Raw genomic sequence first — 26,085 nt, 5'->3', positions numbered from 1 at the left:
AAAGATCATGATGACTGAAAATTTAAAACAAAAGCTCAAGCACTGTAGTATCAGCTTGCTATTCGCTAGTATGGCCTTAACGGGATCTACAAGTATTTTTGCGAAAAGCCCAGCCGATCCGAATAAAGTTTTACGTTATGTATTTCCAACAGCTGAGACAGGTTTCGACCCGGCTTATATCCATGATTTATATTCTGCGCATGTAACCACATCGATATTTGAAACTCTATATACCTATGATTATTTAGCAAGGCCGGCAAAGCTTATTCCGCAAATAGCAACTGCTATGCCAGAAGTCAGTGCTGATGGTTTGACCTATACCATTCGCATTAAAAAGGGAATTTATTTTACGCCAGACCCTGTTTTTAAAGGCAAACCTAGAGAATTAACAGCCAATGATTATGCGTATTCTTTTAAGCGTTTATTGGACCCGAATCTGCGCTCTCCAAATAGCTGGCTATTAGAAAACAAAATTGAAGGTATGGATGCGTTAGTCAAAGCAGCCAATAAGTCCGGAAAATTTAACTATGATCAAAAGGTAAGTGGTTTACAAACACCTGATAAATACACTTTGGTGATTCGTTTAGTTAAGCCAGACTATAACTTTCCTTTATTACTCGCCCATGACCCGACAGGTGCAGTGGCACGTGAAGTCATCGAAAAGTATAAAGACAAAGCCGGTTATGTAATGGGCCACCCTGTAGGTACAGGTCCTTATGTGTTGAGCAAGTGGGTACCAGCATCGCGCATTGTTTTAAAAGCGAATCCTGATTATCGCGGCTTTACTTGGAACTTTAATGCCAGCAGCCCTGAAGATCAGGCAATTGTGAAGCGACTTAAAGGTAAAAAAATGCCTCAAATCGGCACAATTGATATTCAGGTAATGGAAGAAAACCAATCGCGGTGGCTAGCATTTCAGCGTGGTGAGGTTGATATATTTCAGCTTGAAGGCCAACTGGTCGCAAAAGCGGTTAAAGACGGTAAATTAAGACCTGAACTTGCTAAAGAAGGTGTGCAGTTATCTCGCATTGTTGACCCCGAAATTAGCTATATTTATTGGAATCTTAAAAATCCAGTCGTTGGCGGAATGAGTAAAGAAAAAATTGCTTTACGCCGTGCGATTGCGATGTCTCGTTCGATAGATCAAGAAATTAAACTAGTAAGAAATGATGATGCACAACGTCTACATTTTCCAATTCCACCAGGTGTAGTGGGTAATGATCCTCAATACAGAACCAGTACCCCATATTCGGTGAAAGCAGCAAATTTACTATTAGATCGATATCACTATAAAAAAGATGCCTCAGGTTGGCGTACGCAACCAGACGGAAAACCACTTGTAATTGAATATATGGCGCGTAGTGACAGTATTGGGCAGCAAAGCGCTGAGCTCTGGAAGAAAAATTTTGATAGTTTGAATATCCGTATGGTCTTTAAACCCATGCTCTTTGCAGATCTTATTCGTGCGCAAAAACAATGCGACGGTATGTTCGGGTCTTCTGCATGGATAGCCGATTATCCAGATGGGGATAATTTTATGCAGAATTTTTATGGACCTAATACACATATGACGAACTGGTCTTGTGGTTCTATTCCAGAGTTTGATCAGTTGTATCGCCAAACGCAACAAATGCAAGCAGGTCCTGAGAGAGATGCACTTTATCGAAAAATGACACGGTTGTTAGAAGTGTATATGCCTGTCCAAATCTCTTATGCACGCTACCGGAATATGCTGGCTCAGCCAAAAATCATTGGATATAAGAAGCATCCAATTTTACATGCAGAGTGGATGTATTTCGATATTGATACAAATACTAAATCTAATCATTAAATGAAAAAAATTGGAGATACGATGAAAAATAATGCACTGAAAATGACAACCTTATGTATGTTGACCATGGGTATAAGTCAGTTTGCAACGGCAGAGACAACACGTCCTATTTTGCCATTACTTAAAGCACAACAACTTCCAGCATGGTGTGATGCGAATTTAAAAAAGATTCAGAAAGAGATTTCAAATTTTGAAAAAACGCCTGTTAAAGATAATGCAGCAGCGGCACCTATATTGGCAAAGTGGGATAAATTTTTTGCGCATTTTGAAGATTTCTCAGGTCCTATAAGTCTATATAGTAACGTAGACCCAGATGCAAAGTTACGTAAAGCAGCAGAAGACTGTGAAATCAAAATTAATCAGTTTCATACTGATATATTTCAAAATTCAAAATTATATAACATCATTAAGAATACAAAAGCTACTGATCCGATAGACCAAAAATATCGTCAAGATATTCTAGATCAGTTTGAAGACACAGGTGTTCAACTTGAGCCAGTAAAGCGTGCACGAATGAAAGCTATTCTGGATGAGTTGACCAAACTAGAACAAGAATATGCCCGTAATGTCCGTGATAATCCGGAGAAACTTGAGTTTACTCCTGAAGAGATGAAAGGCTTACCTCAAAGTTATATTTCAGCATTAAAGAAAAATGCTAAAGGCAATTATTTGTTAGGTTTTGAATATCCGGAATATCGTCCTTTTATGGAGTTGGCAGATAATGATGATGCCCGAAAAAGATATCAAATTGCCTTTACGCGACGGGGTACTGAACAAAATTTAAAACTACTTAAACAGGCAATTGATTTGCGTTATGAGCTTGCTCAGTTATTTGGAAAAGCAAGTTATGCAGATTGGGTTTTAAAAGACCGTATGGCTAAAACGCCTGAGGCTGTAAATCAATTTTTAGCAGAAGTCCAAAAAACAGTAGCGCCACTTGAACGTAAAGAAGTAGAAGAGCTCCGAGCATTTAAAGCACAAACATTAAAAACACCATTAGAAAAAACCGAGATCACACGTTGGAGTGAAGCTTACTGGAGTGAAAAGCTTCGTAAGAGTAAATATCAGATCGATCAGGAAAAGCTTCGTGATTATTTTCCAACTTTAGCTGCTCAAAAATGGTTATTTGCTATTTCATCTGATCTTTACGGTATTGATTTTAAACCTGTCAAAGTTAAAGCATGGCAGGATGAAGTTGAATATTACGATGTAGTTGATAAGAAAACAGGAAAACTCCTTGGTGGCTTATATATGGATAAATTCCCTCGTGAAGGGAAGTATGGCCATGCCGCCGTTTGGGGAGTATATGGTGGAAGTACATTAACCAACCGCTTACCAGTTTCAGCCCTAGTTACGAACTTTAATCGTAAAGGGCTAAATAGTGATGAGCTTGAAACTTTTGTTCATGAATTTGGTCATGCTCTACATGGCATTTTGTCAAATACCCGCTATACCAGTCAGTCAGGAACATCTGTAGAGCGTGATTTTGTAGAAGCACCATCACAAATGTATGAAGAGTGGGCACGCCGTAAAGAGACTTTATCTAAAGTGGCTGATTATTGTGATCCAGCATGTCCACGTGTTGACGATGAATTAATTGCCCGATTAAAAGCAGTACATAACTATGGTCGTGGCTTACGTTATGCGCGTCAGACCCTTTATGCACAATATGACATGTCTCTGCACACTGCTGATGCTTTAAAAGTGAAACCTTTAGAAAATTGGAAAAAAATGGAAGCTGCTACAGCTTTAGGTTATGTACCAACAACCGAATTTCCGGGGCAGTTTGGGCATTTGATGGGGGGATATCAAGCCGGTTATTACGGCTATATGTGGTCGGAGGTTTTAGCTTTAGACATGCTTTCTGCTTATGGTGACAACCTTAATAACCCACAAGTGGGACAGCGTTACCGCCAGACTATTTTGTCACAAGGTAGCCAAAAACCGGCAGCTGAATTAGTTAAAGATTTCCTTGGCCGTGATCCTGACAATAAAGCATTCTTTAACGAAATTACCGGACAACGGGTTAAATAAGGAATTATCACTATGCTGGCATATGTTATTCGGCGTTTATGGCAGATGATTCCAACTATGTTGGGGGTAGTCTTACTTATTTTTATTCTTTTTAACTGGGTAGGTGGAGATCCTGCCTATATTTTAGCGGGCAAGATGTCTAATCCTGAGCAAATCGAAAACATTCGTAAACAGCTAGGTGTCGATCAGCCTTATTACGTTCAGCTCTGGATTTTCATTAAGCAGATTCTCACTTTTGACTATGGAGCAAGTTGGAGTACTGGCGAACCCGTTTCTCAAATTATTTTAACCCGATTAGGACCCTCGCTTACGCTTTTAATCCCACTCACTATTTTACAAACGGTTATTTCAATTATTTTGGCATTAGCTGTTGCTGCGGTACGGGGTTCTCTAACCGACCGTATGGTCATGATGCTATGTACTATTGGCATGTCGATCAGCATCTTAGTTTACATTATCGTTTTTCAATATGTTCTGGCTTATCAGCTAAGTTGGTTTCCTGTACAAGGCTGGAGCGACACCTTTACTGATAATTTATTTAAGTTTGCCTTACTACCAATTCTAATCATGTTGGTGGTGAGTATTGCCCCGACTTTACGGTTATATCGTAGTTTCGTGCTTGATGAAATTAATCAGGACTATGTTCGAACAGCACGTGCTAAAGGTGTAGGTGAAAGCCGAATTTTAGGTGTACATGTACTACGTAATGCTTCAATTCCTATTATTACCGATGTGATGTCAACTTTACCTGCATTGCTCATAGGCGCATTTTTAATTGAACGTTTTTTTGGTATTCCCGGGATTGGTCGAGAGGTGATTATTGCAGTTGAGCGGAGTGATTTTCCTGTCATTAAAGCAATTACAGTTTACATCGCAGCTGCAACCATGATTTTTAACCTGATTGCCGATTTGGTCTACAAAGTGGTTGATCCACGTGTACAGTTGAAGTAGGTGGGCTATGCTGAGCGTTTTATCAAAAAGAAAACAACAAACAAAAGCCGAAGCTCATTCATCTGGCCTATGGAAACTTGCCATGCGTCGTCTTCGGGCCGACAAGATCGCAATGTCATCGCTAGTGATTGTATTGCTTTATTTTATTATCTTGGTTCTATCAATGACGGGCGTGATTGCATCTGACTGGAATAAAGAGGTAGCCGTAAGTTATGCACCGCCTACATTTATAGGGGCAGATAAGACAACAGATGCAGGGCAAAAGGCGGCAGCGATTGAAGAAGAGTTACCAGAAAATCCAGTCGATCCTTTAAAAGATGTAATTGATAAGCTTAAGGCTGAAATTAAACAAGAAAAGAGCTCTGGAAGTGCAATTGATTATTATGGTGTAGTTGACCCATTAGCCGATGATATGAAAGCGATCGATCAGCAACTTGGAGGACATTTACTTGATCAACAAGCAGAACTGAAAAGTACCCTTGTGTTTGGAGCTGATAAATGGGGACAGGACGTTTTAAAGAAAACTATTAAAGGTGCTGAAACTTCAATTATTGTTGGGGTGATATCGGCTTTACTTGCAGTAGGAATTGGTACACTTTTAGGCGCAATTTCTGGATATTTCGGTGGTTGGGTTGATGATATTCTCAACTGGTTTTATAACATTTTTACCTCAATTCCATATTTGTTATTAGTTCTCGCGATTGCTGCAGTACTTCAACAAAAAGGTATTTTGTCTATTGTTCTGATTTTAGGTTTAACGGGCTGGACGGGTGTTTATCGATTAATTCGTGCAGAATATATGAAACATACTGCACGTGAATACGTTCTTGCTGCCAAAGCAATTGGTGTTGGTCACTTCCGCCGTATGTTCATTCATATTTTCCCAAATGTCAGCCATATCGCTTTGGTCCAAATGTCAATTTTGGTGGTGTCTTTCATTAAATCTGAGGTCATCTTGAGTTTCTTAGGCTTCGGTGTGCCAGTAGGCGTAGTGTCTTGGGGGAGTATGCTAAATGAAGCACAAAGTGAACTTCTTTTAGGCAAATGGTGGCAGCTTGTAGCAGCCTCTGTCGCAATGGCTGTTTTGGTAACGGCATTTTCAATGTTTACTGATGCACTTCGTGATGCATTAGATCCAAAACTAAAATAAGAGGAAGGTCAAATGTTAGAACAAGAAAATAAGAATGCACCGTTACTGCATGTTAAAAATTTACGAGTAAGTTTTAAAGGTGAAGATAAGCAATATATTGAAACCGTAAAAGGAATTACTTTTGATATTCCTGCAAATACTACGGTTGCTTTAGTAGGTGAGTCGGGTAGCGGCAAATCGGTTACTTCTTTGGCAACTATGGGATTACTGCCTGTAGGTCAAAGTAAAATTGATGAGCAAAGTAAAATTATATTTGAAGGCAAAGATTTACTGAGCTTATCTCGTACAGAGATGCGTAAAATTTGTGGCAAAGATATTGCGATGATTTTTCAGGAGCCGATGTCATCATTAAATCCTGTTTTTACGGTTGGCAACCAAATTGCAGAAGTGTTGTGTTTGCATATGGGGTTGAGCCGTAAACAGGCTCGGCAACGCGTTCTAGAGTTGCTTAAAGAAGTAGGTATTCCTTCACCTGAAACTAAAATTGACGCCTATCCAAATCAACTTTCGGGTGGTCAACAACAACGTGTCATGATTGCTATGGCGATTGCGTGTGAGCCTAAACTGCTCATTGCCGATGAACCGACTACGGCCCTTGATGTCACGATTCAAAAGCAAATTATTGATTTACTCGAGTCATTGCGTAAGCGCCGTCAAATGTCGATGCTTTTTATTACCCACGATTTAGCATTGGTCGGTGAAATTGCAGATAAAGTCATTGTAATGCGTCATGGCGAGATAAGAGAGCAAGGTGCTGCTGAGCAGGTCCTTGAACAGCCTAAAGATGTATATACGAGAGCTTTGTTATATTGCCGCCCGCAAATGTCACAACGGCCTTATCGTTTGCCTGTAACGAGCGATTTTATGCGTCAAGAAGATGATGTATTGGTCGAGCAAAGTTTTGATGCTTCAGAAATTCCCGAGCGCAAACGTGGCTTAAATGGTGATGAACAAATCATTTTAGAAGTAAAAGACCTGAAAAAAAGCTTTTATAGCCGTAAAGGTCTATTTGGCAAAGAAGAGTTTCAGGCCGTAAAAGGAGTTTCTTTTAAGCTGGCTAAGGGTAAAACTTTGGGTTTAGTCGGAGAGTCTGGATCAGGTAAAACGACTGTTGGGCTATTACTCATGCGTTTACATCAGGCATCTGGTGGGCAGGCTTTCATCGAAGGTAAAGATATTCTTTCATTAACTGAAAAAGAGTTTGCTAAATATCAACGGAAAATCCAGATCATCTTTCAAAATCCGTATGCGTCTCTTAATCCGCGCTTTACCATCGGGCAGATTTTATTAGAGCCTATGCAAATTCATAACATTGGTAAAGATGATGCTGAGCGCAAGCAAATTGCTCTCGGACTGCTTGAGCGAGTCAATTTACCTGAACAAGCTTACTACCGATATCCGCATGAGTTTTCAGGTGGACAACGTCAACGTATTGCCATTGCACGCTGTTTAACGCTAAAGCCTGAAATCTTAATTTGTGATGAATCTGTTTCTGCGCTCGATGTTTCAGTTCAGGCACAAGTACTTAATTTATTGCAAGACTTACAAGATGAGTTTGGACTAAGTTATATCTTTATTTCACATGATTTATCGGTCGTGAAATATATCTCTGATCAGGTCATGGTCATGAATCATGGCGAGGTTGTAGAAATAGCCAATTCAGATGAACTCTATGCACATCCTCAACATGATTATACTAAACGACTATTACAGGCGATTCCTCAAGGGATTCAACACGTTTCATAAGCGTAAAGTTATGTCGTTAAGGGCACTTTCGAGTGCCTTTTTATTTGGTTTATGTGGTAAATGCTTATAAAATAAAAGAAGTAAATGTAGAGTATTTTATTCTTGTTATGTGCGCCAATTTTAAACCTTTAACGCTTGCCCAATTACAGCAACTTCAGTTGCCTGTGGTCGGCTTTAGCTATGCCGAAGAGGTTTATCCTGCTGGAACAATGCCACTATTATTTAAATCACCACAAGGGTTTGAATGGCGCGAAGTGATGTTTGGATTGGTTCCTAAATGGGCTGAAGATACAAATATAGCAAAACATACCTACAATGCCCGTCATGAGACTATTTTCCAAAAACCCAGCTTTCAAGAAGCCGCACTTAAATGTAAATTCGGTGTGATTCCAGTGTCCGAATTTTATGAAAGTAAGTATATAAATGATAAGCCAGAGCGGTGGGGGGTGCGCCGTAAAGATGGACAGGCTTTTTTTATTGCAGCAATCTATGAAATTTGCAAAATGAATGAAACGATTATTCGTTCTGCAAGCATGTTGACCATGGACGCTATAGACCATCCAATGATGAAAGACTTTCATGAGCCAGGTGATGTTAAACGATCAGTTATTGTGATTCCACATGACCGACTAGATGAATGGTTAAGTTTAGAATCACCAGATATTTCCAGCTTTATCGAAGGTTTTCCAGTTGAAGAGTTTGAATGCTCTCATGTCCCAAAAGAAAAAATTATAAAACCTACACCTCAGTTAAGCATGTTTGACTAATCTATCTAAAATTAAGATGAGGTTATTGATGTCAAATTTGAATCAATAACCTATATCACTTATTCAATATTTTTACTTAGTGTTTGTACCTCGGAATCTTCAGCTAAATAGCTCAATTCAATCGGTGAAATCACAAAAGTTGTATTATCTGAAGTCTGTTTAAATACAAAACCATATTCAAAAGATTGGCTATTTTTACTGGGTAACCAGAATAGATAAGGACAGCCTGTATAGCTACCATCCCAACCCATTTCTCTAGCGAGAGCCAACGCTGTGTCAGATTTCGCTATGATTTCTTTGAGAGATTCTTTATCTCGTGTTGAAACATCACCATCATCATCTGCAAATGTTTGTAGAAACTCATTTAAGGGCTTAAGGTCTTCCCAGTTATGTTCTATTGTAGAGAAATGATATCCATATAGCATCATGTGCACTTTCTTCCATCTTGTTATTGTGTTCTTGAACATACCAAGAAATATATGAAAAGGAAATGGATAAATCTGATTTAAGTTGTTTATTTTTCATAACTTATAGATTGTTTTTTGTACGGAATAAAGACTTTTATAAATATTAAAATTATTCATATTACCTAAATAGCATAGGCGGAAAGCAACGGCCTAATGATTAAGATAAATTACTATTTTAGTAAATCAAACTGTTGGCGAATATAGAATTGTTCATAATTCACCTATAATAGAAGTGAAACTATGTAGAGCATATTTATGTTTATAACAACTACACGCCCACAAGATAATTTAATTAATCAACTTCTGCCTATTCTGGAACAGGCGAGTCAGATTTTACTAGAAGAATATCAAAACTATTCTGCGGGTTATGAGTTTACTATTCATGAAAAGCATGATGAGTCACCTGTAACCCAAGCAGATCTAAAGGTAAATAGATTTTTATTAAAGCATCTTGCAGAGATTACTCCAGAGTTGCCTGTATTGTCTGAAGAAAGTGATTATAGTGCCCGTCATGAATGGTCTACTTGTTGGATGTTAGATCCACTCGATGGAACCAAAGAATTTATACATGAACGTGATGAATTTACGATCAATCTAAGCTTGATCAACGGCAAAGAAACAGTTTTCTCAGTTATTGCTGTGCCATGTGAACAAGTTGTTTACTTAGGATATCTGCAAGATTTACCTTTTAAATATAGCTTTAGCCAACAACAATGGTATCATTATCAGGTTAGTTCAACTTCGATAGATGCACCTATACAAATAGGACTTAGTCACGGTAGTAAAAATCCAAAATACCAAAAATTTATTCAACCTATAGAAAAAGAACATCGTATTATTCGACGAGAAGCTGGGAGTGCCTATAAGTTTTGCATGATGTTAGAAGGTGAAATAGATATTTACCCACGCTTTCATCCTACTTCTGAATGGGATACCAGTTCTGGTCAAGGTCTCTTAGAAAGTATAGGCGGTGGTTTACTTACTCTTGATGGAAAACCTTTTGAATATAACCAAAGAAGCACGGTTTTAAATAAGGGCTTTATCGCTTTTCGTGATCAGGAAAGCAAAAAAATAGCATTTGAAGCATTAGCCCAATCAGGTGTTATAGATTGAGAGTTATGCCAGACATGTTATAGTGGCAAAGTATTGAAAAAAGATGACAAGATAAAGATGGCACTCGATTTATTGCCTAAAAGTATGTTTGAAGCAATTGATTTATTGCCCGATGCTTCAACTCCTGTAACCTTATTTACGCGCCATTCTTTAAGAGAACTTGTAGATGGGCAGGGCTTGGCTGGTTATGATCTCCAACTTACTCCTCAGGGGCGTGAGCTTGCGCAGGCATGGGGTAATTACTTAATCAAAAATACAGATCGTGTTATTCAGCATTGTATTTCAAGTCCAATACAACGCTGTGTCGATACGGCTGCGCTCATGATTGAAGGGGCTGACGATGTAAGTCCCCAATCAAATACTCATACGATTGAAATTATTGAGCAAGGGCTACTTGTTGAACCAGGTAGCTTTGTGTTGGATATACAACAAGCTGCTCCTTATTTTAAAAAGCAGGGTGCTTTAGGTTTTATTAATAGTTTTGTAAATAATGCATTACCTGGTATGAAACATCCCATTACAGGTGTTTTAGATGTACTAGAGCTTATTTACCGGACTCATCCAAAAACTAAAGGCGGTCTTAGTTTAGCCGTGAGTCATGACACGATTATTGCAGCAATTGTTGCTGTAATTTCTGGCGAGAATAAAATTAAGAAAGAAGACTGGCCGGAAATGATGGAAGGATTATTTGTATGGTTTGAAGGTGAAGAGTTTCCAAATTGTAAATTAAAGTGGATTTGGAGAGGAAAGGCCTATGAGCTGAATGTAGCTAAATTTCATAAAGTGCTATAAGCTCAAAAACAATAGATAATAAAAAAAGCCCTATTGGGCTTTTTTTACATGTTCAAATTAGTTAGCTAACGCTTTAACTTGAGCATTTAAACGGCTCTTATGACGAGCAGCTTTATTTTTGTGGATGATGCCTTTATCAGCCATGCGGTCGATTACAGGAACAGCTTTTTTGTAAGCTTCTGTAGCAACAGCATAATCACCACCAGCGATTGCACTTAAAGTACGTTTGATGTAGGTACGAACCATAGAACGCAAGCTTGCGTTGTGTTTACGCGCTGTAACGTTTTGACGCGCACGTTTTTTAGCTTGAGCAGAGTTTGCCACTCTTGCACTCCTTGAAAATAAGTTGGTCTGGGCGGGCTGTGGTCAATTCAGTAAACTGGTGTAACCATCACCAGCCCGTAAACAAGTGCCATATTGTGATGAATCAACACCGCGAAGTCAAGCCTTGCGAGCATTTTAAGCAGTTTTAGGGGCTGCTAAAACGGTAAGAAAAGCTTAAATTTGATACAAACTTAAAGAGGGTTGGATAAAAAATGACTATAAGTACTAAAAAAGCAATTGTGATAGGTGCTACGGGACTTGTGGGTTTAGCGCTTGTCGAACAGCTTGAGCAAACACCAGAATTTGAAGCGATTACTGTTGTGGTAAGAAAAGAATCACAACTACTTAATACATATAAAAAAGTTACTCAACTCGTTATAGAGGATTTTTTATTACTCAATGATGAAGATGTGAATGGCCATACCCATGCATTTAGCTGTTTGGGAACAACAATAAAAGTGGCAGGCTCAAGACAGGCTTTTTACGCTGTGGATTATGAAATAAATGCTCATTTAGCAGATTTAGTACAAGATAAACATATTCATCTATTGCTAGTGAGTGCCCTTGGAGCAAATGCAAACTCTCCAATTTTCTATAATAAAGTGAAAGGACAATTAGAAGATTATATTGAGAGTCTAGAAATCGAAAAACTATCTATTTTTAGACCGTCTTTACTGATTGGTAAACGCAGCGATGTACGGTTTATTGAAGACTTAGGGCAGAGTCTATTTAAACTTATTGAGAATAAATTTCAAAAGCCATTCAAATATAAGCCAGTAACTGCGGAGCAATTGGCTCATACGATGGTCGTAGCGGCGCTAACGCAAATTGAAGCCTTTAAACGATATGATAATCTGAGCATACAACAAACTCGATAAGGGAGTATTAAAGTGTCGACAGTACCATTTGTAACATGTGATTTATTAGATGATAACCCTGAAAAAGACTTACAGGTTGTAATCCCATCAATGGATGGCAAGTTCTTTCAAAGTTATGGAGCACGTAAAACTTTTGGGGGACAGGTTGTAACAGTAAAGTGCTTTGAGGATAACTCTCGTGTAAAAGAGTTATTGGCAACAGATGGTACAGGTAAAGTATTAGTTGTGGATGGTGGTGCATCTATGCGCTGTGCACTCATGGGTGATTTGATTGCTGAGTCAGCAGTTAAAAACAACTGGAATGGTGTAGTGATTTACGGTTGTGTAAGAGATGTTGATGCACTTGCGACCTTAGATTTGGGAGTACATGCATTGGCTGCAATTCCACAAAAAAGTAATCGTAAGGGCATTGGTGAAGTAGATATTAATTTGTATTTTGGTGGAGTCACAATTCAATCTGGTGATTTTATCTATGCTGATAATAATGGGATTGTGATAGCAAAAGAAAAATTAGTCTAATTCTCTAATATAAAGGAAGGCATGATGGTGATTCATCAAATTAAAGTACTTCAAGCAGTTGTATCTGCAATTGCTGAAGGTGGTAGAGGTGTTTCAGGAACAGCATTTCCACAACAACCTGTAAAGGCTTTGAAATTATATGAATTTGAAGGTTCACCATTTTGTCGTCGTGTTCGTGAAGTGATTACACTTTTGAATCTGGACGTTGAAATTTATCCATGTCCTAAAGGTGGAACAAAGTATCGTTCAGTTGTAAAAGAAAAAGGCGGTAAATTACAGTTTCCATTTTTAATTGATGAAAATACTGGCGATCAGCTATATGAATCACAGGATATTATTCATCATTTATTTAAACATTATGGTAAGACAGGGAAAACGCCGCAGAAATTTTCGAGTTACCCAAACATGCCTTATGCTGCAGTTGCTGGAACTCTATTAAATGGAGCTCGCGGAATATGGATAAATAAAAAAATTGTTAATAGAGCTGCACCTGAACAAAAACTTGAGTTATGGAGTTTTGAAGCAAGTCCGTATTCACGAATTGTAAGAAGTCTACTCTCTGAACTTGAGCTTCCATATATTTTGCATAATGTAGCAAAAGAGAGATGGCAAGATATGGGACCTGCTATTCTTCGCTTAAAACCAGGGAAATATATACCTTTAGAAGGTGGGAAAAGGGAAAAGCTGTTGCCTATTATGCAAGATAAAATGCAGGTGCCGTATTTGGTAGATCCAAATACGGGAGTGAAGATGTTTGAGTCGGCTCAAATCGTAAAGTATTTAAAAAAGCAATATGGACGTTGATTAAGGTTAATTTGAGTAAGGGTTTAAGGCGTTTTACTTAAACTCTTATCAACATCAGATTTCTTAACAGGTTGTATGAAAAAAATATGAGTATGCTAAATTAATAAACTTAAATACCTAAAAAGGCATATTTTATGGAATGTATGAGAATTCAACCTGTAACGAGTGCTCCTGGTGAAAATGCATTATTTATTGTATTGGGACTAGCTCAAGGTGATTCTGTAATAGAAAAAGTAAAAGATTTTGCTGCTAATTTTTCAGCACTAACCAGAAGTCTCTTTAATCGTTATCCAGATAGTAAATTTAATGCTACTTTAGGTTTTAGCTCTAATGCATGGGATATATTATTTTCAGAGCAATCCAAGCCTCAAGAGTTAGAGCCATTTCAAGAAATTAGAGGCCCGAAATACACAGCTGTCTCAACTCCGGGTGATTTATTTTTTCATATACGTGCTGATCGTCAGACTTTATGTTACGAGCTGGGCAATATAATTAATCAACAGCTTGGTAAAGTAACGTATCCAATTGATGAAGTTCATGGTTTTCGTTATTTTGACGGACGAGCAATTATTGGCTTTGTAGATGGAACGGAGAATCCGGAACCAGTTATTGCAGCGCAGTGGGCGTTAGTAGGCGATGAAGACCCTGACTTTATTGGGGGAAGTTATGCTTTTATCCAGAAATATACACATGATATGGACAAATGGCGTTCATTAACAGATGAAGAACAAGAAAAAGTGATTGGCCGTAAAAAGTTCAATGATGTTGAGCTCGGCGATGATGAAAAACCTTTAACTGCTCATAATGTCGTTAGTAAAGCTCATGATGCAGAAGGTAATGAGCTTAAAATTATGCGAGCTAATATGCCTTTTTCAAATCCGTCTAGAAATGAATATGGCACATTCTTTATTGGTTACTCGCGTAAATTTAGTACAACCCGACAAATGCTTGAAAACATGTTTTTAGGCAATGAGCATGGTAACCTAGATCGGTTACTTGACTTTAGTACTGCTCAAACAGGTACTTTATTTTTTGTACCGACTGTAGATTTTCTTGATGATTTAGGCGATGAATAATCTTTAATTTAGAAGACTCAAATGATGGGAGTGACTAGGTTACTTCCATTATTTAAATTGAAATAAATATGATGTGATGAAATGTTTAAAAAGATAACGCAGCTTTTTCAAGGCTCGAAAGAGACACCTGAACAAATTTACTTGCAAGAGAATCAATTAAAATTTGATTCTGAACGTGGGCCTATCATTAATGATGTAGTGATTAATGAAAAGTGGTCAGAGCATCTTGAATATTTCTCAAACCGTAAATTACAGAATTTTGATAATCTTCAAAAGTTATTTCAAATTACGCCACAAATTAATGAAAAGATTGATTTAGAAATCGCAACACAGCGCTATGTTGCAAGATTGGAAAATAATCAAGAAAAGCTACTTCAACTCAAAGCGATTATACAAATTTTAAATCAATATTACGTTTTGTTTTTGCGTGATAAATAATCATAGTTGATTGATTAAAAAATATAAAAAGTAGGTCCAACTAGTAGTTTGATTTTCAAAAAAATAACTCATTTCACTAAAAACATCATGCTACTATTGAACTCATATCTTCTTAGCTGATAAAAGCCATATACATGTTTCAACAAGAAATCTCTCAATTGAATTTACAACAGCTCAAAGCCGGTGAAAAGCGTTGGGTAGGGTCGTTATTAGGTTCTTCTGCTGCATTATTATTCAAAGAAATTGCTGTTCAGCATTCATCTTTGCTCGTTGTAGTAGCTCGAAATAACCAACATGTTGCTCAGTTAGAAAGTGAACTTGAATTTTATGGCATAAAACCGACAATTTTCCCTGATTGGGAAATTTTGCCGTATGACCGCTTGTCACCTCATCAAGATATTGTTTCAGAACGACTCGCGATTTTATCCAATATGCCGCAAAAAGGTGTATTGCTCATTTCAGCAAGCACTTTAGCTCAAAGAGTTGCACCATATTCTTGGGTTTTAGGTGAGCATTTTGATATACGTGTGGGGCAAAAATTTGATTTAGAACAACAGAAGCTACGGTTAGTACAAGCTGGGTATCATTTAGTAGATACAGTTTACGACCATGGTGAGTTTGCTGTACGTGGCAGCATTATGGATATTTTTGCATCTGGTCAGGATGCACCTATCCGTATTGACCTTTTTGATGATGAAATTGATACTTTAAAATTCTTTGATCCAGAAACGCAAAGAACAACAACTACTTTAAAAAGTTTTACCGTCTTACCAGCAAAAGAGTTCCCATTAAAAGAAGCTCGTTCAATTTTTAGAGACCGTTATTCTGAACTTTTTCCGACTGCAAATCCTAAGAAAAACCCAATTTACCAAGATGTTCTTGATGGAATCGCATCCCCAGGAATCGAGTTTTATTTACCGTTATTTTTTGATAAAACTCAAATGCAATCTCAAAGTACACTTACAACGTACTTTCCAAAGAATTGCATTGTAATTACAAATAATGATGTGGATACTGATTTAACCAGTTTTTGGAAAGAAGTTTTTCGTCGCTATGAAGATAGACGCCATAACGCAGACCAGCCAATTCTCCCACCTGATGAGTTATTTATTGCACCAAATAACTTACTAAGTGCCTTAAATCAGTTCCCACGTATGCTTGTGAGCGCTGAAACAGTTGAAGAAAAAGTTGGGGCTCTAAATCTTAAGGTTGAGCAACCACCTAAGTTGCCAGTTGATCCGAAAAAAGACAAACCATTTGTCGTAGTTAAAAAATATATTGATGAAGCAAATCATCCTGTTTTATTGGTTGCTGAAAGCGCTGGTCGACGTGAAAGTTTAAGAGATGGCTTGCGTGCTAGCCTAGGAGATATTCCTAGCGTAGATAGTTTTGAGCAATTCCAGAAAAGTCAGTTTGCGATTGCAATTACGAATGCACCATTAGACCGTGGTTTGCTTTTAACTGATGAATTGTCTGTTATTTCAGAAAATCAGTTATATGAGCATCGGGTAGTCCAACTTCGTCGTAAACGTCAGCAAGAAGTTTCAGAAGAGTTCCTAATACGTAGTTTGACCGAATTAAGCATAGGTGCTCCTGTTGTTCATATTGACCATGGTGTAGGGCGTTACGCTGGATTAATTACTTTGGCAATTGAAGGGCAAGATTATGAGTTCTTGCAACTAGACTATGCTGAAGAGGCAAAAGTTTACGTGCCTGTGACTAACTTGCATCTCATTAGCCGCTATAGTGGCGGAGATCCAGATTTAGCACCATTACATAAAATTGGAACTGACGCGTGGAGTAAGGCTAAACGTAAAGCTTTAGAACAAATTCATGATGTTGCAGCAGAGTTGCTACATATACAAGCACGTCGTCAGTCAAAACCTGGCTTTGGTTTTGAAGTCGATCAGTCACTTTATATGCAATTTGCGAGTGGATTTGCGTATGAAGAAACACTTGATCAAGCCAATGCTATTGAAGCGACGCTTTATGATATGCAACAAGCTAAACCGATGGATCGACTTGTTTGTGGGGACGTTGGTTTTGGTAAAACAGAAGTTGCAATGCGAGCAGCATTTGTTGCGGTGCAAAATGGTAAGCAGGTCGCTGTATTAGTACCGACGACATTACTTGCTCAACAGCATTATGAGTCTTTTAAAGACCGCTTTGCCGACTGGCCTGTTCGTATTGAAGTATTATCACGCTTTGGTTCAAATAAAACGCATACGAAAAATATTGAAGATCTTGCTGAAGGTAAAGTCGATATTGTGGTGGGCACCCATAAACTTTTACAAGAAAATGTGCAGTTTAAAGATCTAGGCTTAATGGTGGTCGACGAAGAACACCGTTTTGGTGTGCGTGATAAAGAGCGTATTAAAGCATTACGTGCAGATGTAGATATGTTAACGCTTACAGCTACACCAATTCCTCGTACGCTTAATATGGCTTTTTCGGGAATGCGTGATTTATCTATCATTGCTACACCGCCAGCCCGTCGTTTAGCTGTTAAAACCTTTGTACAAGAACATACCGAATCGTCTATTAAAGAGGCGATCCTACGTGAGTTACTACGTGGTGGCCAAGTATATTTCTTACACAATGAAGTTGATACGATTGAGAGAGCAGCTGAAAATATTCGCGTGCTTGTTCCTGAAGCTCGTGTAGCAGTAGCTCATGGGCAAATGAGGGAAAGAGAACTTGAGCAAGTCATGCAACAGTTCTATCACAAAGAATACAATGTATTGGTATGTTCAACAATTATCGAAACTGGAATTGACGTTCCAAATGCCAACACTATTTTGATAGAAAGGGCTGACAAACTTGGTTTAGCTCAACTACACCAATTACGTGGCCGTGTAGGACGTTCACATCACCAAGCTTATGCCTATTTATTGGTTCCTTCGATAAAGCATTTAAAAGGTGATGCTGAAAAACGTCTAGATGCAATACAACGTGCTTCAACTTTAGGTGCTGGTTTCATGCTGGCTACAGAAGATTTAGAAATTCGAGGTGCCGGTGAACTTTTAGGTGAGCAGCAAAGTGGCTCAATGCAGGCAATTGGATATAGCTTGTATATGGAAATGCTGGAAAAAGCTACTAAAGCGATTCAGCAAGGTAAAACGCCGAATTTTGATGCACCTTTATCATTAACAGCAGAAATTAATTTACACATACCTGCTCTTATTCCAGATGAGTACCTAGGTGACGTGCATCAGCGTTTATTATTCTATAAGCGTATTAGTAATACAGATACCCAAGAAAAGCTCGACAATATCCGTATGGAGCTTATTGACCGTTTTGGGGTTCCACCGCAATCAGTTAAACACTTATTTAGTGTTCATCAAATTCGACTGAAAGCTGAACAGCTGGGGATTACTAAAATCGATATTAATACTCAAGGTGGCAATATTGAATTCTCGCCTGATACACCTGTTCAGGCCATTAGTATTATTCAACTCATGCAAAAACATCCAACCTATTATCGTATGGAAGGTGGTCAACGTTTAAAAGTTATGGTTCAGCTTGAAGAACAGGAAAAACGAATCCAATTTATTAATGATTTGTTAGCGAAATTATTGAAGGAATTACATGCTTAAATAGTGTTTTAAAGTGATTTTCATTCTATATAAATCCTTTGTATGTTAATAACAAAATTTTATGCATGATTTCTCGGTCTATTAGAGGAATAAGTGCATAAAATCATTGTTATTTGTAATCAAACCAGACACTAGCAATACTCACATCAAAACTGATGTGATAGTATTAGCCATTATTGTTTATTGTCATTTATAAAAGATATGTTTAGTTTGCATCCCCAACTTGCTCAAGATACTTTTTTTGTAGGCGATTTCCCGCTTTCAACATGTCGTTTAATGAATGATATGCAATTCCCTTGGCTGATTTTAATCCCTCGTGTGCCGGGAATCACAGAACTATATGAGTTGAGCCAAGCTGACCAAGAACAGTTTTTACGTGAATCAAGTTGGTTATCTAGCCAGTTATCTCGCGTATTCCGTGCTGATAAAATGAATGTTGCAGCTTTGGGGAATATGGTGCCTCAATTGCATTTCCATCATGTTGTACGTTATCAGAATGATGTTGCATGGCCTAAACCAGTATGGGGTACACCTGCGGTTCCTTATACAAATGATGTGCTGGCTCATATGCGTCAAACTCTTATGCTTGCGTTACGTGGTCAAGGTGATATGCCATTTGATTGGCGCATGGACTAAATCAATGCAAAGCCACATTTATATGAATGTGGCTACATTGAGGTGTGGAGGATAGGGTGCAATTAGAGAGGTTTATCGATAGAGAGCCTAAGCAGTTTGCATATTTTCATCGTTTGATGGGATATTCAATTCTGTCATTAATTTTAGTGATCTATGCTTTTACCTCACCTAATACAAATTATCAGATCTATGTTCCACCTTTTTTCCTATTTCTGCTTTTTATTAGTTCGAAGTTAGAACATTGGCTTCAGTACCAATTCGATAAAAAAACTCAAAAAAGTGTTTTCTTTGCAATCGATGCAATTGTTGTAGCCGTTACCTTAGCAGGTCTGCATCTTAATTTGGTGCCTACATTTATTGCAATTTTTGCATTATTTTATTCAGCAATTAATAGTCGTATTTCTTTCGCAGTCATTTGTTTGACCAGTTTGTTAGGCGCGATTATTTTTTATTTAAGTACTTTCTTTTTATTTGGTTTTTATACATATTTTGAACCTACTAGCCAAGAGTTGACTGTAATTACACTTCTTGGCTTGGTTATGTTTATTACTATCGGAAACTACTACCAGCATCGTTGGGTTAAAAAAATCAGTCAGCAGCGTCAACATTACTATGACCAAATGACCCGCTATATTGCTTTTGCTAATCAGTTAAGCCGTTATGCGCCATTACAGTTATGGCAATCTATTATGCGTGGTGAGGCTGAAGCAAAGATTGAATATAAGCGTAAAAAAATGACGGTGTTTTTTTCTGATATTCAGGGTTTTACAGAATTATCAGAAACTTTAATTCCAGATGATTTAGCATTTTTGCTTAATGACTATTTAAGTCATATGACAGAAATTGCTAAACAGTATGAAGCCACAGTCGATAAATTTATGGGTGATGCCATCCTCATATTTTTTGGTGATCCGAATTCACAAGGTGTGGAGCAAGATGCTAAAGCATGTGTAGAAATGGCAATCGCTATGCGTCAGCAAATGAAATTGTTGCGCGAGCGCTGGAAAAAAATGGGTTACTCAGCATTGCATATCCGAATGGGCATTAGTACTGGTTATTGCCACGTAGGAAATTATGGGGCAACACATCGTATGGCTTATACGATTGTAGGTCGTGATGTGAATTTAGCGGCTCGTTTGCAATATGCTGCTGAAATAGATGAAATCTTAATTTCAGACGATACTTATCAATTAATTAAAAGTGATTTCTTGTGCGCTCCTAAAACACCGATTTATCTAAAAGGTATTCAAGGTGCGGTAAAGACATGGCAAGTGATGGAGAAATATACAGGCAATAAATCGGATCATCAGCAATGGTTTGATTATGAGTATAAAGGCTTTCACTTAGTACTTAATTTAGAGGAAGTACAAAACTATGAATATCCTGAACTAGTAGAAGTGCTTGAAAAAATGATTCAACGAATTAAAGTTCAACAAACTTTAGTGAATACCCAAGGTATAGCGCAGTTAAGACTTGAAGATGAAGTTAAAACTTTAGAAATAGACCAACAAGATCAAGTTTAGAGTCTATAAAATATAAAAAAGCTGCTTTTAAAGCAGCTTTTTTTATTAACACGATTAATGATTTTCTGAAGCGTGGTTGATTGTATATTTAGGAATCTCGATTTCTAAATCTTCATCAACAATTTTTACTTGGCATGAGAGGCGAGAATCTGGTTCAAGACCCCAAGCGCGATCTAAAAGATCTGCTTCAACATCATCCATTTCTTCTAAGCTATCAAAACCTTTACGAACTACTACGTGACATGTTGTACAAGCGCATGACATGTCACATGCATGTTCGATTTTAATTCCTCGATCAAGCAAACTTTGGCAAAGATTTGCATTCTGTTCAACTTCAAATTCTGCACCTTCAGGACAAAATTGAGCGTGAGGAAGTACTTTAATGCGGGGCATATTGATCACCTATACCTTTAGTTTGAATTTGACCAATCTTCAAGTTTTGTACCTTTTAAGGCGTGGTCAATATGTCGATTCATACGTAGTGCAGCAAAAGCATCACTATGTACTTTAAGTTGTTCTACAGCTTTTTCAATTGCTTGAATATCATTGTCTTCAAGTTGTACTTTAAGCGAGTTTTCAGCGGCTTTAAGTGCTTCGAGCTGTTCATTATTGAGTAAATCAGCATCCACTTTCAAAGCTTGTTCTAATGCTTCAAGCTCGCGTTGGGCCTCAACTTTGGTTTCTTTTAAATGACGCAGATTTTTGTCTTCTTCTGCATGTTGGAAACCTTCAATTAGCAAGCGTTCAGTGTCAGACTCTGATAAACCATAAGATGGTTTAATATCAATTTGAGCTTGTACACCTGAAGTTGTTTCACGAGCTGAAACAGTAAGCAAGCCGTCTGCATCTACCTGAAAGGTAACTTCAATACGTGCTTGGCCAGCAGTCATTGGGGGAATGCCATGAAGAACGAATCTTCCTAACGATCGACAGTGTTCGACTAAATCTCTTTCACCTTGAACTACATGAATCAGCATGGCAGTCTGGCCATCTTGATAAGTAGTAAACTCTTGGCGGCGAGCAACCGGAATAGCTGTATTACGAGAAATAAGACGCTCTACTAATCCACCCATGGTTTCTAAGCCAAGAGAAAGAGGAGTAACATCTAAAAGTAGTGAGCCGTCTTGGCTGTTTCCAATTAATTGATTGGCTGTAATAGAAGCACCAATCGCGACTACTTCATCAGGATTAATTGTGCAAAGTGGTTCTTGGTTAAATACATTGCGAACTGCTTGCTGAACAGCATACGAACGGGTAGAACCACCTACTAAAACAACATTTTGAATATCTGATAACTCAAGTTTTGCATCACGTAAAACGCGTTTGCAAACACTGATTGTTTTATCTAAAGCAACTTGAATAATGCTCTCAAAGGTTGAGCGATCAAGTGTTAGTACATTTTCAAGTAGTTTTAACTGAACTGATTCTTGTGTAGAGAGTTGTTCTTTTGCTTGGCGAGCAGCAACAATAAATACTGCATAGTTTTCATCACTTAGCGTATCAATATTTAATTGTTTTTTAGCCCACTTAACAATGAGACGATCTAAATCATCACCGCCTAAAGCAGTATGACCACCTGTAGCTAATACTTCAAAGACACCTTGTGAAAAACGTAGGATTGATACGTCGAAAGTACCACCACCTAGATCATAAATCACATAGTTATGATCTGTAGCTAAATTCGTTTCTTGATCTAAACCATAAGCCACAGCAGCAGCAGTTGGCTCATTTAAAAGACGTAGTACATTCAACCCAGCCAGCTGTGCAGCATCGCGTGTTGCTTGACGTTGTGCTTCATCAAAATAAGCTGGAACAGTAATTACGGCTCCATTTACTGGGTTTTGTAAACTAGATTCAGCACGTTCTTTTAGTTGTTTTAAAATTTCAGCTGAAATTTCAACAGGCGTTTTACGACCAGAACGTGTCTCGAAAGCTGGCATCTCATTTTCAGAACCCACTAATTCATATGGGTGTTGAAATTTGATATCTGCTTTTGAGCGTCCCATAAAACGCTTTACAGAAACAATTGTATTTTTTGGATCAGCAATAATGAAAGGTTTTGCTTCTTCACCATAATGAGTGACATCATTTCCATAATGCACAATAGAAGGAAGAAGTCGTCTTTCTTTTTCGTCGTTAAGGACTTTTGGTTTGCCTGATAACACTGTCGCAACTAAAGAATGTGTTGTTCCTAGGTCGATACCAATCGCAATGCGGTGTTCATGTGGGGCACTGGATTGACCCGGTTCAGCAATTTGCAAAAGTGCCATGAGTTAAATCCTTTGAATATAAATTGGAAAAAGCAAATTAAAAATCATCGTCTAAATCAAAGTTGTCTTCATCATCCAACAGTTGATCTTCTGCTTTTTCAATATCGTTAAGAACGCGCTGAAAGAAACGTAATTTACGTACAGTATCTCGAGCTTCGCCCCAATCTTCATCTGAGTAGTCAATTTTAAATTCGCGAACTAAGCCTTCAATCCACTGAAAAACTTCTTGCTTAAGAGTACTCAAATGCTCTTGTGAAGTTGCTTCATCAAGTTGCTCACGAAGCTCTAGAGCTGATTGTAGGAACTCAAAATCACTAATGGATTGATCAAGGTGATGATCTTGCTTTTTTAACGCTAATAGATAAGCAGCGCGGCTATCTACTTGCGAAAGTACTTTAAAAGCTTGATTGATTTCACTTGATTTGATCAATGCCTGATCTTTATCTTCTGCTTTATCTGGGTGATATTGCTGTTGCAAACTTAAGAAACTAGATTTTAAGCTCGCCAAATCGATATCGAGTTCTACGGGTAAATTGAACAACTCAAAATGATTCATTAGAAAGGAGGTCCACGTTAATTAAATACATTAAAACAGTGCTATAATAAGTCACTGTTTTAATGAAAAGGATGGAAGGAGAAGAGGGAGTTATACAGTGAAAGACTCACCGCAACCACATTCACCTTTTTTATTGGGATTGTTAAATTCGAACCCTTCGTTAAGGCCATTCTTTACGTAGTCCATTTCTAAGCCTTCTAAATAGACAAGACTTTTTGGATCTACAAAAACCTTAACGCCAAATTGTTCGAAAACTTGGTCATGTTCATCGACAGAATCAACAAATTCGAGAACATAAGCCAACCCAGAACAACCAGAAGTTTTCACACCCACGCGAATGCCTTCACCCTTACCTCGATTTTTAAGGTAATTGCTAATATGAGTCGCAGCATTTTCAGTTAAATGAATCATGAAAACTCCAACGTTTACAATGGTAACAAATTAAGCTTTAGATTTTTTACTGCGGTAATCATCAATCGCAGCTTTAATTGCATCTTCAGCTAGTACAGAGCAGTGAACTTTTACTGGAGGAAGAGCAAGCTCAGTTGCGATATCAATATTTTTGATCGCTTGAGCTTCATCAAGAGTCTTACCCTTTAACCATTCAGTTACAAGTGAGCTTGATGCAATTGCAGAACCACAACCATAAGTTTTGAAGCGTGCTTCTTCAATAACACCACTATCATTTACCTGAATTTGCAGACGCATCACGTCGCCACATGCAGGTGCACCCACCATGCCTGTACCAACATTTTCAGAGTTTTTATCTAAAACACCAACATTACGTGGGTTTTCGTAATGATCAATTACCTTTTCGCTATAAGCCATTTCGCTTCTCCAAACCTCGGGGTCAGCCTAATATTAATATGAGGGTTAAAACACTAATTTCAATAATTAGTGTTCTGCCCATTCAACTGTAGAAAGATCGATACCTTCTTTGTACATATCCCAAAGCGGAGAAAGTTCACGTAATTTCTCAACAGCGGCTTTGGTAATTGTAAGCACGTGGTCAATGTCTTCTTCAGTTGTGTATTTACCAAAACTAAAGCGAATTGAGCTGTGTGCTAGCTCATCAGATAAACCTAATGCGCGAAGAACATATGAAGGCTCTAAAGTTGCAGAAGTACAAGCAGAACCACTTGATACTGCAGCATCTTTAAGCGACATCATTAAAGATTCACCTTCAACAAAGTTGAAGCTAACATTTAAATAGTTTGCAACGTTTTGAGTTGGGTGACCATTTAAGAACACTTGTTCAAGGTCTTGTAAACCGTTCCAAAGTTTGTCACGAAGTTTACGGAGACGCTCTTGTTCTGCATGCATTGTTTTGCCTGCAATTTCAAAAGCTTCACCTATACCAACGATTTGGTGAGTAGCCAAAGTACCAGAACGCATACCACGCTCATGACCACCACCATGAATTTGTGCTTTTAGACGAACACGCGGGCTACGACGTACATATAATGCGCCGATACCTTTTGGACCATAAATTTTATGAGCAGAGAAACTCATAAGGTCAATTTTCATCGTAGATAAGTCGATATCAACTTTACCAGCTGCTTGTGCTGCATCTACGTGGAAAAATGTTTTGTTGGCACGTGTTAATTCACCAATCGCCGCTACATCTGTGACTGTACCAATTTCATTGTTTACCATCATAAGAGAAACAAGAATAGTATCTGGGCGAAGGGCAGCCTTAACCATTTCAGGAGTGATTAAACCGGTTTGTGGTTCTGGCTCTAAATAAGTAATTTCAAAGCCTTGTTCTTCTAATTCACGACAAGGATCTAGAACAGCTTTGTGTTCAATTTTACTTGTAATGATATGTTTGCCTTTAGATGCATAGAATTGAGCTACACCTTTAAGGGCAAGGTTATCTGATTCAGTTGCACCAGAAGTCCAAACGATTTCACGTGGATCAGCTTTAATTAAATTTGCTACTTGCTCACGTGCATATTCAACTTTTTCTTCTGCCTGCCAGCCATAAGCGTGGGAACGAGACGCAGCATTACCAAAGGTACCGTCGAAAGTTAAACACTCCATCATACGTTCTGCAACTTGCGGATCTACTGGAGTGGTTGCTGCGTAATCAAGATAAATTGGACGTTTCATATCAAATACCTGTACCCGATAAAAGAGCTGAATCTGTGCCAGTCACATTTTGGCGTAATGCAACAGTTTGAACGTTGTCTCGGCTAATGAGGTCGGCAAGAGAGATTTTTGCTAAATAGTCGGCAATATGATGAGAGAGTTCTTGCCATAAATCATGAGTGAGACACATTGCACCATTTTGGCAGTTACCTTTATGGTCACAACGTGTTGCATCAACCGTTTCATTTACAGCTTCAATAATTTCTAACACAGTAATTTCATCAGCATTTCGAGCCAAATGGTAACCACCATTTGCACCACGAACACTAGAAACTAACCCATGACGCTTAAGTTTTGCGAATAACTGTTCTAAATAAGCAACTGAAATGGATTGGCGTGCGGCAATTTCGGCGAGCGTGATCGTTTGTTCAGTTGGCTGCAAAGCTAAATCAAGTAGAGCAGTCACTGCGTAGCGACCGCGAGTTGTAAGGCGCATGATTCGATACACATGTTAAGACTAGAT

25 protein-coding genes are annotated in these 26,085 nt (G+C 38.1%); 16 read left to right on the top strand and 9 right to left on the bottom strand.

Annotated features, from left to right (window positions below):
• The first annotated feature begins 7 nt into the window (after positions 1–7).
• The 6 genes from MKL51_RS08670 to MKL51_RS08645 all read left to right on the top strand — a co-directional run bounded on the left by MKL51_RS08670 (position 8) and on the right by MKL51_RS08645 (position 8,479).
• Positions 8–1,831 carry an ABC transporter substrate-binding protein gene (locus MKL51_RS08670; RefSeq protein ID WP_017482261.1) on the top strand — a complete coding sequence of 608 codons (1,824 nt, stop codon included), beginning with the start codon at positions 8–10 and terminating at the stop codon, positions 1,829–1,831.
• On the top strand, positions 1,832–3,865 hold the full coding sequence (locus MKL51_RS08665; RefSeq protein WP_017482260.1) for a M3 family metallopeptidase: 2,034 nt from the start codon (positions 1,832–1,834) through the stop codon (positions 3,863–3,865).
• A gap of 12 nt (positions 3,866–3,877) precedes the next feature.
• A complete protein-coding gene (locus MKL51_RS08660) occupies positions 3,878–4,816 on the top strand; it encodes an ABC transporter permease (RefSeq protein WP_000881922.1) in 939 nt (312 codons plus the stop codon).
• Between the two features lie 7 nt (positions 4,817–4,823).
• Positions 4,824–5,966: an ABC transporter permease gene (locus MKL51_RS08655; RefSeq protein WP_014206615.1), complete on the top strand. Its 1,143-nt coding sequence runs from the start codon at positions 4,824–4,826 to the stop codon at positions 5,964–5,966.
• A 12-nt stretch (positions 5,967–5,978) separates the two neighbouring features.
• Complete coding sequence (locus MKL51_RS08650) at positions 5,979–7,712, top strand: ABC transporter ATP-binding protein (RefSeq protein WP_017482258.1); 1,734 nt, start codon at positions 5,979–5,981, stop codon at positions 7,710–7,712.
• A gap of 107 nt (positions 7,713–7,819) precedes the next feature.
• Positions 7,820–8,479: an SOS response-associated peptidase family protein gene (locus MKL51_RS08645; RefSeq protein WP_057090059.1), complete on the top strand. Its 660-nt coding sequence runs from the start codon at positions 7,820–7,822 to the stop codon at positions 8,477–8,479.
• A gap of 59 nt (positions 8,480–8,538) precedes the next feature.
• Here the strand turns inward: MKL51_RS08645 and MKL51_RS08640 are convergent, their stop codons facing one another.
• Complete coding sequence (locus tag MKL51_RS08640) at positions 8,539–8,907, bottom strand: hypothetical protein (protein WP_005069482.1); 369 nt, start codon at positions 8,905–8,907, stop codon at positions 8,539–8,541.
• 294 nt (positions 8,908–9,201) lie between these two features.
• Here MKL51_RS08640 and MKL51_RS08635 point away from each other — a divergent pair, with 294 nt between their 5' ends.
• Together MKL51_RS08635 and MKL51_RS08630 are read left to right on the top strand one after the other, a co-directional pair.
• Positions 9,202–10,059 carry a 3'(2'),5'-bisphosphate nucleotidase CysQ family protein gene (locus MKL51_RS08635; protein ID WP_017482256.1) on the top strand — a complete coding sequence of 286 codons (858 nt, stop codon included), beginning with the start codon at positions 9,202–9,204 and terminating at the stop codon, positions 10,057–10,059.
• A gap of 57 nt (positions 10,060–10,116) precedes the next feature.
• Positions 10,117–10,851: a histidine phosphatase family protein gene (locus tag MKL51_RS08630; protein WP_002117975.1), complete on the top strand. Its 735-nt coding sequence runs from the start codon at positions 10,117–10,119 to the stop codon at positions 10,849–10,851.
• Positions 10,852–10,908: 57 nt separating this feature from the next.
• On the opposite strand, the gene rpsT is transcribed toward MKL51_RS08630, so the two are convergent.
• Positions 10,909–11,175 carry a 30S ribosomal protein S20 gene (gene rpsT / locus MKL51_RS08625; protein WP_002117906.1) on the bottom strand — a complete coding sequence of 89 codons (267 nt, stop codon included), beginning with the start codon at positions 11,173–11,175 and terminating at the stop codon, positions 10,909–10,911.
• A gap of 212 nt (positions 11,176–11,387) precedes the next feature.
• Here rpsT and MKL51_RS08620 point away from each other — a divergent pair, with 212 nt between their 5' ends.
• The 8 genes from MKL51_RS08620 (at position 11,388) to MKL51_RS08585 (ending at position 20,645) form a co-directional block, all read left to right on the top strand.
• A complete protein-coding gene (locus MKL51_RS08620; protein WP_017482255.1) occupies positions 11,388–12,053 on the top strand; it encodes an NAD(P)H-binding protein in 666 nt (221 codons plus the stop codon).
• A 12-nt stretch (positions 12,054–12,065) separates the two neighbouring features.
• Positions 12,066–12,572: a ribonuclease E activity regulator RraA gene (gene rraA, locus MKL51_RS08615; RefSeq protein WP_002117938.1), complete on the top strand. Its 507-nt coding sequence runs from the start codon at positions 12,066–12,068 to the stop codon at positions 12,570–12,572.
• Positions 12,573–12,593: 21 nt separating this feature from the next.
• Positions 12,594–13,376, top strand: a complete 783-nt coding sequence (locus MKL51_RS08610) for a glutathione S-transferase N-terminal domain-containing protein (RefSeq protein WP_080612997.1) — start codon at positions 12,594–12,596, stop codon at positions 13,374–13,376.
• Between the two features lie 143 nt (positions 13,377–13,519).
• Positions 13,520–14,452, top strand: coding sequence for a Dyp-type peroxidase (locus MKL51_RS08605; RefSeq protein ID WP_025468534.1), 933 nt, complete (start codon positions 13,520–13,522; stop codon positions 14,450–14,452).
• Positions 14,453–14,533: 81 nt separating this feature from the next.
• On the top strand, positions 14,534–14,890 hold the full coding sequence (locus tag MKL51_RS08600) for a hypothetical protein (protein WP_017482252.1): 357 nt from the start codon (positions 14,534–14,536) through the stop codon (positions 14,888–14,890).
• Positions 14,891–15,024: 134 nt separating this feature from the next.
• Entirely contained in the window at positions 15,025–18,486 is a 3,462-nt protein-coding gene (gene mfd, locus MKL51_RS08595; RefSeq protein ID WP_017482251.1) for a transcription-repair coupling factor, read from the top strand.
• A 201-nt stretch (positions 18,487–18,687) separates the two neighbouring features.
• Positions 18,688–19,122 carry an HIT domain-containing protein gene (locus tag MKL51_RS08590; protein WP_002117900.1) on the top strand — a complete coding sequence of 145 codons (435 nt, stop codon included), beginning with the start codon at positions 18,688–18,690 and terminating at the stop codon, positions 19,120–19,122.
• A gap of 56 nt (positions 19,123–19,178) precedes the next feature.
• On the top strand, positions 19,179–20,645 hold the full coding sequence (locus MKL51_RS08585) for an adenylate/guanylate cyclase domain-containing protein (protein ID WP_017403203.1): 1,467 nt from the start codon (positions 19,179–19,181) through the stop codon (positions 20,643–20,645).
• Between the two features lie 54 nt (positions 20,646–20,699).
• Here the strand turns inward: MKL51_RS08585 and fdx are convergent, their stop codons facing one another.
• The 7 genes from fdx to MKL51_RS08550 all read right to left on the bottom strand — a co-directional run bounded on the left by fdx (position 20,700) and on the right by MKL51_RS08550 (position 26,058).
• Complete coding sequence (gene fdx, locus MKL51_RS08580) at positions 20,700–21,038, bottom strand: ISC system 2Fe-2S type ferredoxin (protein WP_009387062.1); 339 nt, start codon at positions 21,036–21,038, stop codon at positions 20,700–20,702.
• Between the two features lie 17 nt (positions 21,039–21,055).
• Positions 21,056–22,915: a Fe-S protein assembly chaperone HscA gene (gene hscA / locus MKL51_RS08575; RefSeq protein ID WP_017399526.1), complete on the bottom strand. Its 1,860-nt coding sequence runs from the start codon at positions 22,913–22,915 to the stop codon at positions 21,056–21,058.
• Positions 22,916–22,952: 37 nt separating this feature from the next.
• Positions 22,953–23,471: a Fe-S protein assembly co-chaperone HscB gene (gene hscB / locus MKL51_RS08570; protein WP_005076214.1), complete on the bottom strand. Its 519-nt coding sequence runs from the start codon at positions 23,469–23,471 to the stop codon at positions 22,953–22,955.
• A 90-nt stretch (positions 23,472–23,561) separates the two neighbouring features.
• A complete protein-coding gene (gene iscA / locus MKL51_RS08565; RefSeq protein WP_002117986.1) occupies positions 23,562–23,882 on the bottom strand; it encodes an iron-sulfur cluster assembly protein IscA in 321 nt (106 codons plus the stop codon).
• A gap of 30 nt (positions 23,883–23,912) precedes the next feature.
• Complete coding sequence (gene iscU / locus MKL51_RS08560) at positions 23,913–24,299, bottom strand: Fe-S cluster assembly scaffold IscU (RefSeq protein WP_002117907.1); 387 nt, start codon at positions 24,297–24,299, stop codon at positions 23,913–23,915.
• A gap of 66 nt (positions 24,300–24,365) precedes the next feature.
• A complete protein-coding gene (locus MKL51_RS08555) occupies positions 24,366–25,583 on the bottom strand; it encodes an IscS subfamily cysteine desulfurase (protein WP_017482249.1) in 1,218 nt (405 codons plus the stop codon).
• Between the two features lies 1 nt (position 25,584).
• Positions 25,585–26,058, bottom strand: a complete 474-nt coding sequence (locus tag MKL51_RS08550; RefSeq protein ID WP_002117915.1) for an Rrf2 family transcriptional regulator — start codon at positions 26,056–26,058, stop codon at positions 25,585–25,587.
• Positions 26,059–26,085 lie beyond the last annotated feature (27 nt).

This window comes from Acinetobacter sp. AOR18_HL (assembly GCF_027855145.1).
GTDB classification, from domain to species: Bacteria; Pseudomonadota; Gammaproteobacteria; order Pseudomonadales; family Moraxellaceae; genus Acinetobacter; species Acinetobacter pittii.
The sequence above is the reverse complement of the archived record's forward strand: the minus strand, read 5'-3'. Positions and strand labels throughout refer to the sequence as shown.